This is a genomic window from Roseococcus microcysteis, from assembly GCF_014764365.1.
In the GTDB taxonomy this organism is placed as follows: Bacteria; Pseudomonadota; Alphaproteobacteria; order Acetobacterales; family Acetobacteraceae; genus Roseococcus; species Roseococcus microcysteis.
In genome coordinates this window covers 697,592-711,960 of sequence record NZ_CP061718.1, presented here as the reverse complement: position 1 = coordinate 711,960, position 14,369 = coordinate 697,592, and the positions used below count along the sequence as shown (strand labels likewise).

The window sequence follows — 14,369 nt, the reverse complement described above, 5'->3', positions numbered from 1 at the left end:
GCTGCGGCTCCGGCTCAGCGCCCGGCCTGCGCCGCGGCGGGGGCTGCGTGCAGGCGGACATACATCTCGGCATTGGTGCGGGTGTTGAAGGGCATCTCGACGCCGCGCCGGTCGCGCGCGGGCTCGGCCATCACGCGCTGGGCGAGTTCTGCGTAGTTGCCGATGTCGAAGAACTCGATCTCGTCGGGGAAATAGCGCGCGAGCTGGAGGAAGGCCCGTGTGCGACTGGCCACCACGCGGCAACCCATGTTGAGCGCCAGCGCGATGGCGCCGCTGCTGGTCTGGCCCACCTCCAGGTAAGGCATGACGACGGTGTCGCAGATGGCCATGGCGCGTGCGAAGCCGGCATCGTCCAGCACGCCCATGAAATGGATGCGTGGGCCGAGATCGCCGGGATGCGTCTCCATCACGCGCGCGGCATCGGCTTCCAGCCGCAGTCCGCCCGCGCCCTCCTCGCGCAGAACGTCGAGCACGGAGCGCCCCACCCGACCCTCGCGCAGGATCTGGTCCAGGTAGGGGTCAATGGTGGCGTACCGCTTGATGGCCTGCGGGTGCACACCGCCGAAGACCAGCAGGTGGTGGTCGGGCGGCAGCAGGCGCAGCGCGCGCACCGCCGTCTCGAACCCCTTGTAGGGCGAGAGGAAGCCGAAGGTGCCGATCAGCTTCGCATCCGCGGGCAAATGGCGCAGCTGCGGGAAGTCATGCCGGTGCGCGGTGGCCCGGACCGTCTCGCTCTCGCTGGCGCTGACGAAGCTGAGCGGGTGATGGGAGACGTCGCGGAAGCCCATCACCTCGCGCAGCAGCCGCGCATCCCGCCGGTTGTGTGCGATGAGGCGCAGCGTCTTGCGCCGTTCCGTGCGCCGCAGCAGCCCATAGGCGCGGCGGGCGAGAATGTCGTCGCGGAGCCCACCCACCAGCGCCGCCGCCGCGCGGTGCGGCCGCAGCCGCGCCAGTGCCGCGCCGGCTTCGGCCCAGCGCAGGCCGGTGCTCACCTCCAGCATGGTGTGGAAGGTGATGCTGACCGCCGGCGCGGCGTCGAGCAGCCAGCCCAGCCGGCGCAGGATGCGTTCCGCGGTAAGGCCCAGCGTGCCGTATTCCAGTTGGATGTTCACGAAGTCAAAGGCGGGCAGGGCGCGCGCGATCTCCTGGATGTGGCGGTCCGCCTGCTGCCGCACGCGCCGGTGCGGGCTGCGCAGCAGAAACTGGTCGAGGTCGAACACCGTCACGTCCATGTGCGGTGAGAGCTGCTTCTCCAGCGCGCGGGTGTAGCCCGCGATGCCGCAAAGCTCGTCGAAGGTGCTGATGATGGCGAGCCGGGTGCGCCGGGGCGTGATCTGAGGCAGGTCCATCCGTGCACTCCCCGAAGGCGATGGCCGACCATGCTGTCGGACCAAGAAACGCCTGATCTTCCTTGGCTGCAACTTGAACGGGAAAAACTCTTTACGCAAGAGGAAGCGAAACTTAGAGTTCAACATGTCAGGGAGCTATTCGCTTTTGGGGACGCAGCCGGAAACGCCACAAAAGCGTGTGGGGAGGATAAATTGACCGTCGTGAGCTCCGTTGACGGAATATTAACCGCACTGCCGCAGCAAGTGTCGCTGCTGGCGCCGGAGACATTGCCGCCGGTTCTCCGACCTCCGGTAAACCCAGGATCGCCCCCGGTCGTCTGGCTCGACGTCTCCCGGCTTCTCTGGCGCGTTTTTCGTGGGAATCTCACGGGTATCGACCGGGTCGAACTCGCCTATGCCGAGCATCTGCTGGATGCGGAAGGCGAGGTGGAGACGCATCTCGTGGGCTTCGACTATCGGGGTGGGTTTCGCCTCCTCCCGAGCGCCCGGGCCAGGCGTCTGGTTCGCGCCGTCCGCCCCGCCCTCGCCGCCGGCCGCCTGTCAGAACTGCGCCGCCAGGCTGTTGGGCTGCTGACCGCGGGTGTGACAGGCGTGCTGCCGCATCCTTCGGCCCGGGGGCGGGCCGCCATCTACCTGAACGTCTCGCACCATCCATTGCACCATGGCGGGGCCATCGCACGGCTGCTGCGCCGGACGGGTGCGCGCTTCGTGCCCCTGGTGCATGACCTGATCCCGCTGGACTGGCCCGAATTCTCCCCGCCCGCCGAAGTGGCGCGCCATCGCCGCCGCCTGGACACCGTGAACGCCCTCGCCGATGCGGTGCTGACCAATTCCGCCGCCACCGCGGCCGTGCTGCGTCCGCGGCTGCGGCCTGGCCTGCCCGTCGTCGCGGCCCCACTCGGCGTGACGCCGGTCATGCCCGCGTCTGGCGCGGCGGGGCTGGCGCAGGGGCGGCCCTACTTCCTGGCGGTCGGCACCATCGAGCCGCGCAAGAACCATCTGCTTCTGCTCCATGCCTGGCGTCGCATGGCGGCGACGGGGCGCGGGCCCACGCCGCTGCTGCTGCTGGTGGGGCGGCGCGGCTGGGAGAACGAACAGGTGCTCGACGTGCTGGAACGCGGTCCGCTCGCGGGCCGTGAGGTGCGCGAACTGGGCGGGTTGAACGATGGCGAACTGGCTGGGCTGATGCTGGGCGCGCGCGCCCTCCTGATGCCGAGCTTCACCGAGGGTTTCGGCCTTCCCGTGGCCGAGGCGCTGGCGCAGGGCGTGCCCGTGATCGCGAGCGCCATTCCCGCGCACCAGGAGGTGGGCGCGGGCGTGCCCGAGTTTCTCGACCCTGGCGACCTGCCGGCCTGGCAGGCGATGATCGAGAACTACGCCGCCCCCTGCAGCCCCTTCCGCGAGGCGCAAATGCTGCGGCTGCGCGGTTGGGCGGCACCGCGCTGGGAGACGCATATGCGCACAGCCCTCACACTCCTGCGCGAGGTGGCCGAGGAAGGGCCGCGACTCTCCGCGCCATCGGCACCGGGCCTGCACTTGCACGGCGTCAGCTAGAGCGGGATGCGTTGAGGTGGAATCACCGAAAACGCTGAAGGCTGCGCTCCAATGGCTGGAGCGTGTTGCGTGAACCCATGTGAACGCAGCATACCATAGACAGGCCCGGGCAACGCCAGTGCCTGTGGCTTTGGTCAGGCCTTCGTCTCGGGCATGTGGCCCAGCGTGCCCTCGTATTTCTCCGCGGCCTCGGCGGGCAGGAACTGACCTTCCAGCTCGCGGATGCGGTCGAACCCCGCGAAGCCGTGCAGATTGCCCATGGGGTGCTGCTTGAAGCGGGCGTCCAGCGCGGCCTCGGCCATGGTGCCGTGTTCGCGGATGCTCATGGCGAAGTCGTGCACGGCCATGATGGTGGTGCGCATCGCGGCACCCGGCAGGATGCAGACGCCAATACCCATGCGCGCCATGTCCGCCTCCGAGAGGCGCGGCGAGATGCCGGTCATGTTGTAGAAGACGGGCCCCTTCACCTCACGGCCCACCTGCGCCACCTCCTCGACATTGGCGGGGCCTTCCACGAAGGCCATGTCGGCGCCGGCGTCCAGAAAGGCATTGGCGCGCCAGATGGCCTCCTCCAATGAACCTCCATGGGCGCCGCGCGCATCGGTGCGGGCGATCAGCACGAAGTCCGGGTCCAGCGCATCGCGCGTGGCCGCGGCGGCGCGGATCTTCTGGATGGCCTCCTCGCGCGGCAGCACCTCGCGCCCGGCCACATGGCCGCAGCGCTTGGGCGCCACCTGGTCTTCGAGATGGATGCCGGCGACACCCGCGCGCAGGAACTCCTCCACCGTGCGGATCACGTTGATGGCATTGCCATGGCCCGTATCGGCATCGGCGATCACGGGCACCCGCACCGCGCCCGCGATGCACTTCGCGTTGAAGACCATCTCGGTCAGTGTGGCCAGGCCCGCATCGGGCAGGCCCAGCAGCGAGAGTGAGGTGCCATAGCCCGACATGTAGACGGCCGGGAAACCCGCATGCTCCAGCACACGCGCCGAGAGCGCGTTGTAACAGCCCGGCACGACGAGCGGCTTGTTGGACTGCATCAGCGCCCGCAGGCGCGTGGTGGGGCGTTGGGATTCGGCGGTGCCGAGGCGCATCAGAGGGGTGCCCCTTCACAGGGTTTGCACGGCGCCATGTCACTCTCCCGAACCCGTTGATTGGCGGGATGGTAGCCACGCGGCGGCCGCGCGAGTCAACCCGGCGCGACCCTCATCCGGTGCGGCGCAGCGCGGTGGGGTAGAGGCGTCCACCTTCCGCGGCGCGCATCGCCTCCAGCACGAAATTGCCGGGCGCTTCGAGGGTCTCGCGCAGCGGCGGCGCATCATCGGCGGCGCGGAAGGCGGCGCGCAGCGCGCGCCCCTCCATGCCCTCGCCCGCGAGCCCCATGCCGTGCAGCAGCGTGGGCACGATGTCGGTGAGGTCCGCGGGTTCCTGGGCGACAATGCCGACGCCGAAGGCGCCGCCCTGCATGACCAGAACGGTGGCGAGTTCGGCGCGGTGCAGCCCGCCATGCATGCCGCCACCATCGGGCACGTCCGGCGCGTCGAAGGGCGCGCGGCCGGGCAGGCCCCAATGGTCTGGCTCTTCATCGCCCGCGAAGGTGACGACGAGGTCCGCGCTGCGCGCATGCGCGCTGCCCAGCAGCGACAGCGGCAGGGCACGGCCCGGGGCGAGGATGCCAGGGTCGCGCGCCAGCAGCGGCCCGGCCCAGTCCTGGGTGGCAAGATAATCCGCGATCTGCGGGGCGAGCGCCGCGTCCCGCAGCCACAGCCCGGGCGCCGAGGCGGGGGCGACCACCACATCCACATCCGCCGCCATGCCCGTGCCGGCGCGGAAGCCCGCGCGGCACAGTTCCTCGCGCAGGGACATCTTGCCATGGCCGGTGACATGGCCGTGGTCGGAGAGGATGATGAGGCCGATCTCGGCCGCATCGGGCTGTGCGTCGCGCCAGGCGATGATGCGGCCCAGCACGGCATCGGCCGCGCGCAGGGCCTCCAGCGTCGCCTGTGAACCCAGGCCGGCCCAGTGGAACGCCACGTCCGGTTCGGAGAGCCAGATCAGCGCCACATCCGGCCGGTGGCGCGGCAGGACGTGTTCGAGCAGCACGCGGCCGGCGAATTCCACCCGAGCCGTGTTGGGCGTGCCGTGCGGGGGCGTGGCGCCCAGCGCGTCGCGCACCTCGGCGGCGGTGGCGCCTTCCATGTCCTCGACATTCCAGCGGAAGCTGCCCAGGCGCTCGGCCGCCGGGTGCAGCAGCCGCGCGGCCCCGGCCGTGCCGGCGCTGACCAGGGCGAAGCTCTTGCCTTGCCGGGCCAGGCGCTCACCCAGGCTCGGGCGTTGCAGCGGCGTCTCGCCGCCCGCGGCCATGGCCAGCACATCCTCGACCAGCTTGGTCCGCAGCAGCCGGTCCGGCGCCACGGAGGCGTCGAACAGCGTGTTCGCCACCATGCCATGCCCGCCTGGCCGACAGCCGGTGATGAGCGAAGGCGTGGCGACCCGCGTCTCCGAAGGGAAGACACTGCGGCTGTTGGCGAAGCGTGTACCGCGCGTCGCAAGCGCCGCCAGGTTAGGCGTGTTGGCGGCGTTGACCATGTCCGGCCGCAACCCGTCCAGGGCGACCATGAGGCAGCGTTTCATCTCAGGCATTCCTCGCGGGTCTTCTCAGCGCAGTGTGGGGTCCAGCCGGTCGCGCAGCCAATCCCCGATCAGGGAGACGGAGAGCGTGGTCAACACGATGACGACGGCCGGCGCCAGCAGGATCCAGGGCGCGCGCGTCAGATACTCCCGTCCGAACCCCACCATGTTGCCGAGCGAGGTGGCCGGCGGCTGCACGCCCAGACCGAGGAAGGAGAGGCCGCTCTCCAGCAGGATCACCTCGGGGAAGGCCAGCGTCATGGAGACGATCAGCGTGGAGGCGATGTTGGGCAGGATGTGCCGCCCATAGACACGCAGCGGCCGCGCGCCCAATTGCCGCACCGCCCCCGCATAGCCCTGCGCCGAGGCCGAGATGGCAAGCCCGCGCGCGATGCGCGCATAGCGCTCCCATGCATGCAGCCCCAGCAGGAGGACGAAGAGCAGCATGGAATTGCCGAAGAAGGCCAGCACCGCGAGAGCGAGGATCAGGAAGGGGATGGAGGCGGAGAAATCCACCAGCGCCATCACGAAATTCTCCACCACCCCGCGGAAATGCGCGGCGAGGAAGCCCAGCGTGGTGCCCAGCACCGCGCCCACGATGGTGGCGCCGAAGGCGATGATGAGGCTGGTGCGGATGGAGTAGATCAGCCGCGAGAGCACATCACGCCCCAGCTCATCCGTGCCCAGCGGGTGCAGCCAGGTGCCGCCCGCAAAGACAGGGGGCGCCAGGCGGTTGCGAAGATCGAGCGCCGTGTAGGCGTAGGGGCTGATGAAGTCGGCCAGCAGCGCCACCACCAGCATCAGCCCGACCCAGAACAGGCCGAAGGTGACGAGGGCTGGCGGCAATTCGCGCTTGCGGGCGGGCGGCGCGCCGAGTGCCACATCGGTCATGGGGGCTTCGGGCATGGTTCAGGCCTCCGCCTTGCGTCCGCCGCCGCGCAGCCGCGGGTCGAGCACGCCATAGAGCAGGTCCACCACCAGATTGGCGGTGATCATGGTCATGGCCACCAGCAGCAGGATGCACTGCACCACCGCGAGGTCACGGTTGGAGACGGCCGTCACCAGCAGGCGGCCCACGCCGGGCCAGGAGAAGACGCTCTCCACCACCACGGCGCCCGCGATCAGCGAGCCGAACATGAAGCCGATGATGGTGACGGTCGGGATGGCGGCATTGGGCAGCGCATGGTTGGCGACGACCCGCCGCCAGGCCACGCCCTTGGCCGAGGCGGTGCGGATATAGGGCTGGCCCAGCACCTCCAGCATGGCGCTGCGGGTGAAGCGGGCGAGTGCGGCCGCACCGCCGATGCCCAGCGTGATCACCGGCAGGATGGCGTGGCGCCAGCTCTCCTGCCCGCCCGAGGGCAGCCACCCCAGCTGCACCGCGAAGACCAGCACCAGCAGCAAGCCCAGCACGAAGGAGGGGATGGTGAAGCCCGCCACCGCGAACATCATCACCGCCCGGTCGAGCGCCGAGTTGCGATAAAGCGCGGCCAGGATGCCCGCCGGGATGCCGAGTGCGAGCTTGATGACCAGCGCCGGCACGGTCAGCGCCAGCGTGGCCGGAATGCGTTCCAGCACCAGCACGATGGCCTCGCGCCCGTCGCGCATGGAGCGCCCCAGATCGCCCGAGAAGATGGCGCCGAAATAAGAGATGTATTGCACCCAGATCGGCTCATCGAGGCCCCAGGCGGTGCGGAAGGCGTCCACCGCCTCGGGCGGAGCGTCGGCCCCCATGATGATCTGCGCGGGGTCGCCCGAAAGGCGCAGCACCACGAAGGCGAAGGTGACGACCATCACGATGGTGATGACCGCGCGCAGCAGGCGCGTGACGGTGAAGCGCAGCATTCAGGCGACCCTTTCGAGGGGCGTGGTCCAGGCCTCGGCCGGGAGGTCGTCATCGGCGCGGTGGCAGGCGACGGTGCGGCCATCGCTGGCGCGCGGCGCCAGTTCCGGCACCACGGCGCGGCAGATCTCGGTGGCGAAGGCGCAGCGGGGATGGAAGGCGCAGCCCGAGGGTCGGTCGGCCGGGTTGGGCGGGTCGCCTTGCAGCACGATGCGCGGGGCGAGCCTGGCCCCGGCCCGCCGCGGCTGCGGAATGGCCGAGACGAGCGCGCGGCTGTAGGGGTGGGCGGGGCGGTGCAGCACGGCATCCGGCTCGCCCTCCTCCACGATGCGGCCGAGATACATCACGGCGACGCGGTGGCTCACCTGGCGCACGGCGCGCAGATCGTGGCTGATGAAGAGCATGCCCACGCCGCGCTCGGCCTGGATGTCGGTCAGCAGGTTCATCACCTGCGCCTGGATGGAGACGTCGAGCGCGCTGATCGGCTCGTCGCAGACCAGGAAGGCCGGGTCGGTGGCGAGCGCGCGGGCCAGCACGGCCCGCTGCCGCTGGCCGCCGGAGAGTTCATGCGGGTAGCGCGCCGCGTGGTCACGCCGCAGCCCCACGCTTTCCAGCAGGGGAATGACGCGCGCGGTGTCGAGGCCATGGATTTCCAGCGGCTCGGCCACCTGCGCGCCGATGGGCAGGCGGCGGTCGAGCGCGCCCAGCGGGTCCTGGAACACCATCTGCATGCGCGCGCGGCTGCGGCGCCATTCGGCGGAGTTGGGGGCGGGCATGGGGGCGCCGTCGAAGCGCACTTCGCCGCTGTCGGGCCGTTCGAGGCCGAGCGCCAGCCGCCCGGTGGTGGACTTGCCGCAGCCCGACTCACCCACGAGGCCCAGGGTCCGCCCGCGCTCGATGGTGAGCGAGACATGGTCCACCGCACGGACCTCCACGCTGCCGCCCAATATGCCGCGACGCAGACGATAGCTGCGCGAGATGCCGCGGGCTTCGAGCAGGGCGCTCATGCGTGCTGCATCGCGGTCATGCGCGCCGGCGCCACGCGCAGGCAGGCCGCCCGGTGCGCCGGGCCCACGGGGATATCACTGGGCATCTCGGCCTCGCAGGCGCCCATGCGGGCGGGGCAGCGCGGGGCGAAGGCGCAGCCCTTGGGCATGGCCCAGGGCTCGGGCACCCCGCCCGGAATGGCGGAGAGGCGCCGGCGCGCGCCATCCAGCGGCGGCAGCGCGCCCAGCAGCCCCTGGGCATAGGGGTGGGCGGGGCCATCGAAGAGCCGCTCCACCGGCGCTTCCTCCACGATGCGGCCGGCATACATGACCGCCACGCGCTCACAACTGTCGGCCACCACGCCGAGGTCATGGCTGATCAGCACCAGCGCCATGTTCCGCTCGCGCCGCAGCGACCGCAGCAACTCCAGGATCTGCGCCTGGATGGTGACGTCGAGCGCGGTGGTGGGTTCGTCGGCCACCAGCATCTCCGGGTCGCCCGCCAACGCCATCGCGATCATCACGCGCTGGTTCTGGCCGCCGGAGAATTCATGCGGGTAGGCATCAATGCGCCGCGCCGCGTCGGGGATGCCCACCAGGTCGAGCAGGCGCCGCGCCTCGGCCCGCGCTGATGCGCCCGTGATGCCCCGGTGCAGCGCCAGCGCTTCCATGATCTGCGTGCCGATGCGGTGCACGGGGTTGAGGCTGCTGGCAGGGTCCTGGAAGATCATGGCGACACGACCGCCGCGCACGCGTTCCAGCGTGGAGGCAGGCGCGCCCAGCAGTTCCTGACCATCCAGCTTCACGCTGCCGGTGATACGCGCCTTGCCGGGCAGCAGGCCCAGCGCGGCAAGCCAGGTCACGGACTTTCCGCAGCCGGACTCGCCCACCAGCCCCAGCGCCTCGCCCCGCGCGAGGTCGAGGTCAATGCCGCGCAGCGCGGGCTGCCCGCCAAAGCTGACATGCAGGCTGCGCAGCGAAACCAGCGGCGCCGTCATGCCGGGAAGGCCAGGTTGCCGGCGCGGAAGTCGAGCGGCCAGCCGCGCGAAGCCCTCCACCGGATGTCGCGCCGCTTGGCCACGAAGGTCGCCGCCGTGTGCAGCACCATGTAGCCGGGGTCCTCGCGCTCGATGATCTCCAGCATGCGCTGGAACACCACGCGGCGACGGGCACGGTCGGTGCCGCCGTCCAGCTCGGCGGAGAGGCGGTTGAACTCCTCATTCGTCCATTCGCGGTTGCGCTGCAGCGGTCCGCCAGGGCCCATGGCGCGCGAAAGCGAACCCACCGGGTCGCTGAAGACATGGGTGTTGGACCAGTCGCGGATGCCGCGGGTGGGGCCCGGTTCCTGGATCTGCGACCAGTTCTCCATCATCTGGAGCTGGACGTTCAGGCCCGCGGCCCGCCACATCTCCACCATCACCTGCGCGGTGGCGGTCTGGTTGATGTAGTAGTTGTTCAGGCAGCGATAGGGGATGGGTTCGCCGCGATAATTGGCCTCGCGCAGCAGGCGGCGCGCCTCGGCCAGGTCGAAGCGGGGGTTGTCCCACTCGCGCAGATACATGTCGCCGAAGAATTCGAGCTGCATGCCGCGCGAGACCTCGGTGCGCCCGGCCCAGAGCGCCTCCACGATCGCGCGCCGGTCAATGGCGTGCGTCATGGCGCGGCGTACCAGCGGGTTGCGCAGCACGGCGTGGTTCTGGTCGAAGACGATGAGGCGGATGTTGTTGATGGGGCTGCCCAGAACCTCGAAGCGGGCATTGCGCTCCACCGCCGCCACCTGGTCAGGCGGGATGTCGGTCGCGAAATCCACCTCGCCGGAAACCAGCGCATTGATGCGCGAGGACACCTCCGGCACTTCCAGGATGCGCACGCGCCGCGCGGGCGGGCGGCCGCCCCAATAGTCGTCATGCGCCTCGAAGATCAGGGACTGGTCGGGGCGGAATTCCGCCACGCGATAGGGGCCGGTGCCGACGGGCTGACGCGCCCAGGCCAGCCAGTTGCCCGCCGCCTCGAAGGCCGCGCGGGAGAAGATCACACCCACATTCTGCGCCACGCGCCCTTCGATGGTAACATCGGGCGTGCGGTTGACGAAGCGCACCACGCCGTCCCGCACGATCTCGACGCGCTCCAGGCCGGGGAAGGTGCGGCGGGCGGTGGCGATCACCTCGGGCTGGGGTTCGAGGCCGTCCTGGCCGGCGGTGATGCCGCCGCGCGTGCGGCCCTCGCCGCTGCCGAAGAGGCGCGCACCCGCCAGCGAGAACTGCACATCCTCGGCCGTCATGGTGCGGCCGTCATGCATCCGCACGCCCTGCCGCAGGTCGAACTCGACGGTGCGGTCATCCACGCGGCGCCAGGCGGAGGCGAGCTCGGGCAACTGGCCCATGTCGCCCGTCCAGTTCGTGCCGATCAGGCTTTCGGCGTAGAGGGTGGAGATGCGGAAGCCTACATTGGATTGCTCCCGCGGCGTCTCCAGTGTGTTGGAGTTGGAGATCTTCTGCACCGCCACCGTCACGGTGGGGCGCTGGTCGGCCTGTGCGAGCGCGGGGGCGGCGAGGCCGATTGCGGGCAGCAGGGCAAGGTCGCGGCGGCGCATGGTCAGGCCCCCCAGTTGCCGGGACGGAAGTCCATGGCGAAGGCGGGGCTCGCCTTCCAGCGGATGTCGCGGCGCTTCGCGGTGAAGGTCGCGTTCTGGTGCAGCACGGTGAAGGCAGGGTCCTCGCGCTCCGCGATCTCCAGCATGCGGCGGAACACCACGCGGCGCCGGGCGCGGTCGGTGCTGGTCTCCAGCTCGCCCGAGAGGCGGTTGAACTCCTCATTCGTCCACTCGCCGACCTGCTGCTGCTGGCCACGCGGCCCGTGCTGGTTCACGAGCGAGGAAACGGGGTCATTGAAGGGGGCCGAGTTGGACCAGTCGCGGATGGCGCGCGGCGTGCTGCGGTCGAAGATCTGCGCCCAGTTCTCCACCGTCTGGATCTGCACGTTCAGCCCGGCGGCACGCCACATCTCGACCAGGATCTGCGCGGTGGCGTTCTGGTTCGTGTAATAGCCGGCCAGCAGGCGGTAGGGGATGGGGTCGCCGCGGTAGTTCGCCTCGCGCAGCAGGCGGCGGGCCTCGGCCAGGTCGAAGCGCGGCACGGACCAGTCCGCGTGGAACATGTCGCCGTAATATTCCCACTGCAGGCCTTTCGGCACGACGGTGCGGCCGGCCCAGAGGCTGTCCACGATGGCCTGGCGGTCAATGGAGTGCGTCAGCGCGCGGCGCACGCGGGCATCGGCCAGGGTGGGGTGGTTCTTGTCGAACACCGTCAGGCGGTGGTTCAGGATGGTGCCGCCCTGCACCTCGAAGGTGCGGTTGCGCTCGATGCCCTGGATCTGATCCGGCGGGATGTCGCAGGCGAAGTGATACTCGCCGGAGAGCAGGCCGTTGATGCGCGAGGACACCTCGGGCACCTCCACGAAGCGGATCTGCCGCAGCGGCGGGCGGCCGCCCCAGTACTCGTCATGCGCGACCAGCGTCAGCGACACGTCGGGGCGGAATTCCGCCACCTTGTAGGGGCCGGTGGTGATGGGCTTGCGCGCCCAGTCGAGCCAGGTGGCGGCCTCGCTGAAGCCGCGGCGCGAGATGATGTCGCTGCCATAGCGCGCGAGGCGCCCTTCCAGCGTCACGTCCGGCGTGCGGTTGACGAAGCGCACGCGGTGCGGGTTCACGATCTCCACACGCTCCAGCGCGGGCCAGATGCGGCGCGCCACGGCCGGCACCTCCGGCGGCGGCTCGCGCCCACCGCGACCGGCGGCGGGGATCTGCTGAAACAGGGGCGTGTTGCCGCCGGCCTCGCCGCCGAACATGCGCTCGCGGCCGAAGGTGAAGGCCACGTCCTCGGCCGTCATCACGTCGCCATTGTGGAAGCGCACGCCCTCGCGCAGGTCGAGTTCCACCGTCCGGTCGTCAATGCGGCGCCATTCGGTGGCGAGGCCGGGCACGCTTTCGAGGTTGCCCATCCAGTTGCGCGAGATCAGCCCCTCCCACAGCGAGGAGTAGAAGACGCGCTCGCCCACATTGGACTGCTCGCGCAGCACCTCCAGCGTGTTGGAGTTCACGATCTTCTGCACCGCGATGGTGATGGAAGGGCGCTGGTCGGACTGCCCCAGCGCGGGGGCGGCCAGTAGCGCGGGCGGCGCGATCAGCAGCGAACGGCGGTTCAGCATGGGGGCGGTTCTCCTGGTCACTGCGCCGCCAGCGGCAGCGCGGGGCGGGAAGGGATGTCGCGTTCCTCGAGACCCGAGGGCGTCGCGCGGAAATGGGTCAGGGTGCGTTCAGCATGGCGCATGCGGTGGGAGAGGGCGCGCTGCGCCCAGTCGCGGACTTCGGCCGCGTATTCGGGCTTGTCCGCCAGGTTCTCGAACATGTGCGGGTCACGTTCGAGGTCGAAGAAGAGCGGCGGCAGACCCGAGAAGTGCACATACTTCCGCGTGCCGTCCTGGATGGCGCAGAGCGCGCAATCATCCATGGCGAGGCCCAGCGAGGTTTCGGGGCGCGAGTAAAATACGTCACGGAAGTCGTATTCGGTGAAGGCGAAGCGGCGCCAATCGGCGGGAGCCGCGCGATGGACCAGCGGCATCAGGTCATGCCCGTCGCTCGCGCGGGGGATGTCGCCGCCGAGTGCGGCGAGGATGGTGGGCATCACGTCCACGCTCTCGGTGAAGGCGGCCTCGACCTCGCCCGCGCGGGGGTTGTGGCCGGCATCCTTGATGACGAGCGGGATGCGGAAGCTCTCGTCGTGATAGCCGATCTTGCCCAGCAGCCAGTGGTCGCCCAGCTGCTCGCCATGGTCGGAGGTGAAGATCACCATCGTCTCCTCCCACTGGCCCGTCTCCTCCAGGTGGGCGAAGACCTGGCCCAGGCAGTCGTCAATCTCGGTGATGAGGCCGCAATAGGTGGCGCGCATCTGGCGGATGGCGGCTTCGTCCAGCTCGTTCGCCGCACCCTCCGCGCCGCGGAAGAAGGAGCCTTGCGCGACATGGCGCAGGTAGTGGTCGAGCAGCGGGTGCTGCGACGCTTCCTCCTGCCAGGTGCCGCGGCGCACGGGGGCGGGCATGTCCTCGGGCGAATACATCGCGTTGTAGGGCGCGGGCGCGATGAAGGGCGGGTGCGGGCGATAGAAGCCCAGGTGCAGGAACCAGGGGTGCTTGCCGCGACCCTTCAGGTAGGTCAGGGCGCGCTCGGTGAAGTAGGCGCTGTCCGACAGCTCGCGCGGGATGCGGCAGGGCAGGGCGGTGACGCCGGGTTCCGCATCCATGCCCTCGGGCAGCCAGATATTCTCGCGCGGCTCGGGCAGTTCGTAGCCCTTGTGCGCCAGCCAGCCGAAATACCCGTCCATCGAGGGCTCGAAGGCGCCGACGCTGCGGAACCCCTCCATCAGGTCACCCAGCGTGGTGAAGCGCGGGTCGCGCGGGCCGGTGGTGCGTGGGTCTGGCGTGGTGGTGGTGTAGCCGATCAGCGCCGGGTCATAGCCGATGAGGCGCAGCGCCTTGCCCAGGTTGAAGTGGCGCGCATCGAGCGGCACGGTGTTCTGCACCGCGCGATGGTTCATCAGATAGAGGCCCGTCAGCAGCGAAGCGCGCGCCGGGCCGCAGGGCACGGTGTTGGTGACGTGGTTGCGGAAGGTCACGCCCTCGCGGCACAGCCGGTCCAGATTGGGCGTCCGCAGGAAGCTGGCACCCAGATGCGGGATGAAATCCGCCCGCCACTGGTCCACCACGATGAGCAACACATTCTTCCGCCGCGCCATGCTTCGTCATTCCCCGCTCGTTGGGGCGGAGCGTTAGCCGCTGCCTGGTCACAGCCGCGTGACGATGCGGGGGAGGTTCCGTGACAATGCGCGCCGCTGCGGCATGCCCCCAAAGCGAGGCGTGGCGGCGGTTTGCCGCGCATGGCGACGGATCGGCACGGATGTCAGAGCGCGGTGGTCCACGCGAATGTTGCAATGGGACGACGCGGGCGTG

The 14,369-nt window shown here is 70.1% G+C and carries 11 protein-coding genes; 1 reads left to right on the top strand and 10 read right to left on the bottom strand.

Annotated features, from left to right (window positions below; genetic code table 11):
- Positions 1-14: 14 nt before the first annotated feature.
- Positions 15-1,349, bottom strand: a complete 1,335-nt coding sequence (locus ICW72_RS03310; protein ID WP_191084922.1) for a glycosyltransferase family protein — start codon at positions 1,347-1,349, stop codon at positions 15-17.
- 201 nt (positions 1,350-1,550) lie between these two features.
- Here ICW72_RS03310 and ICW72_RS03305 point away from each other — a divergent pair, with 201 nt between their 5' ends.
- On the top strand, positions 1,551-2,903 hold the full coding sequence (locus ICW72_RS03305; protein ID WP_223880795.1) for a glycosyltransferase family 4 protein: 1,353 nt from the start codon (positions 1,551-1,553) through the stop codon (positions 2,901-2,903).
- Between the two features lie 134 nt (positions 2,904-3,037).
- Here ICW72_RS03305 and ICW72_RS03300 read toward each other — a convergent pair whose 3' ends face one another.
- From ICW72_RS03300 to pehA, 9 genes are all read right to left on the bottom strand, one after another.
- Positions 3,038-4,000 carry an isocitrate lyase/PEP mutase family protein gene (locus tag ICW72_RS03300; protein WP_191084920.1) on the bottom strand — a complete coding sequence of 321 codons (963 nt, stop codon included), beginning with the start codon at positions 3,998-4,000 and terminating at the stop codon, positions 3,038-3,040.
- A gap of 112 nt (positions 4,001-4,112) precedes the next feature.
- Positions 4,113-5,540: an alkaline phosphatase family protein gene (locus ICW72_RS03295; RefSeq protein WP_191084919.1), complete on the bottom strand. Its 1,428-nt coding sequence runs from the start codon at positions 5,538-5,540 to the stop codon at positions 4,113-4,115.
- Positions 5,541-5,564: 24 nt separating this feature from the next.
- Complete coding sequence (locus tag ICW72_RS03290; RefSeq protein ID WP_223880794.1) at positions 5,565-6,443, bottom strand: ABC transporter permease; 879 nt, start codon at positions 6,441-6,443, stop codon at positions 5,565-5,567.
- Between the two features lie 3 nt (positions 6,444-6,446).
- Positions 6,447-7,382 carry an ABC transporter permease gene (locus ICW72_RS03285; protein WP_191084918.1) on the bottom strand — a complete coding sequence of 312 codons (936 nt, stop codon included), beginning with the start codon at positions 7,380-7,382 and terminating at the stop codon, positions 6,447-6,449.
- Positions 7,383-8,387 carry an ABC transporter ATP-binding protein gene (locus ICW72_RS03280; RefSeq protein WP_191084917.1) on the bottom strand — a complete coding sequence of 335 codons (1,005 nt, stop codon included), beginning with the start codon at positions 8,385-8,387 and terminating at the stop codon, positions 7,383-7,385.
- Complete coding sequence (locus ICW72_RS03275) at positions 8,384-9,364, bottom strand: ABC transporter ATP-binding protein (protein ID WP_191084916.1); 981 nt, start codon at positions 9,362-9,364, stop codon at positions 8,384-8,386. Before ICW72_RS03275 ends, ICW72_RS03280 begins: the two co-directional genes overlap by 4 nt.
- Positions 9,361-10,959, bottom strand: a complete 1,599-nt coding sequence (locus ICW72_RS03270; RefSeq protein WP_191084915.1) for an ABC transporter substrate-binding protein — start codon at positions 10,957-10,959, stop codon at positions 9,361-9,363. The genes ICW72_RS03275 and ICW72_RS03270 overlap by 4 nt, the downstream gene beginning before the upstream one ends.
- A gap of 2 nt (positions 10,960-10,961) precedes the next feature.
- Positions 10,962-12,572 (bottom strand): ABC transporter substrate-binding protein, encoded by a 1,611-nt coding sequence (locus tag ICW72_RS03265; RefSeq protein WP_191084914.1) that lies wholly within the window; start codon positions 12,570-12,572, stop codon positions 10,962-10,964.
- A 17-nt stretch (positions 12,573-12,589) separates the two neighbouring features.
- Positions 12,590-14,155: a phosphoric/sulfuric ester hydrolase PehA gene (gene pehA / locus ICW72_RS03260; protein ID WP_191084913.1), complete on the bottom strand. Its 1,566-nt coding sequence runs from the start codon at positions 14,153-14,155 to the stop codon at positions 12,590-12,592.
- Positions 14,156-14,369 lie beyond the last annotated feature (214 nt).

What these genes read in the sequence shown, in the direction of transcription:
- ICW72_RS03295 (WP_191084919.1), bottom strand. Translation starts at nt 5,540, where the DNA reads ATGAAACGCTGCCTCATGGTCGCCCTGGACGGGTTGCGGCCGGACATG.
- ICW72_RS03275 (WP_191084916.1), bottom strand. Translation starts at nt 9,364, where the DNA reads ATGACGGCGCCGCTGGTTTCGCTGCGCAGCCTGCATGTCAGCTTTGGC.
- ICW72_RS03285 (WP_191084918.1), bottom strand. Translation starts at nt 7,382, where the DNA reads ATGCTGCGCTTCACCGTCACGCGCCTGCTGCGCGCGGTCATCACCATC.
- ICW72_RS03290 (WP_223880794.1), bottom strand. Translation starts at nt 6,443, where the DNA reads ATGCCCGAAGCCCCCATGACCGATGTGGCACTCGGCGCGCCGCCCGCC.
- ICW72_RS03265 (WP_191084914.1), bottom strand. Translation starts at nt 12,572, where the DNA reads ATGCTGAACCGCCGTTCGCTGCTGATCGCGCCGCCCGCGCTACTGGCC.
- ICW72_RS03300 (WP_191084920.1), bottom strand. Translation starts at nt 4,000, where the DNA reads ATGCGCCTCGGCACCGCCGAATCCCAACGCCCCACCACGCGCCTGCGG.
- ICW72_RS03280 (WP_191084917.1), bottom strand. Translation starts at nt 8,387, where the DNA reads ATGAGCGCCCTGCTCGAAGCCCGCGGCATCTCGCGCAGCTATCGTCTG.
- pehA (WP_191084913.1), bottom strand. Translation starts at nt 14,155, where the DNA reads ATGGCGCGGCGGAAGAATGTGTTGCTCATCGTGGTGGACCAGTGGCGG.
- ICW72_RS03270 (WP_191084915.1), bottom strand. Translation starts at nt 10,959, where the DNA reads ATGCGCCGCCGCGACCTTGCCCTGCTGCCCGCAATCGGCCTCGCCGCC.
- ICW72_RS03310 (WP_191084922.1), bottom strand. Translation starts at nt 1,349, where the DNA reads ATGGACCTGCCTCAGATCACGCCCCGGCGCACCCGGCTCGCCATCATC.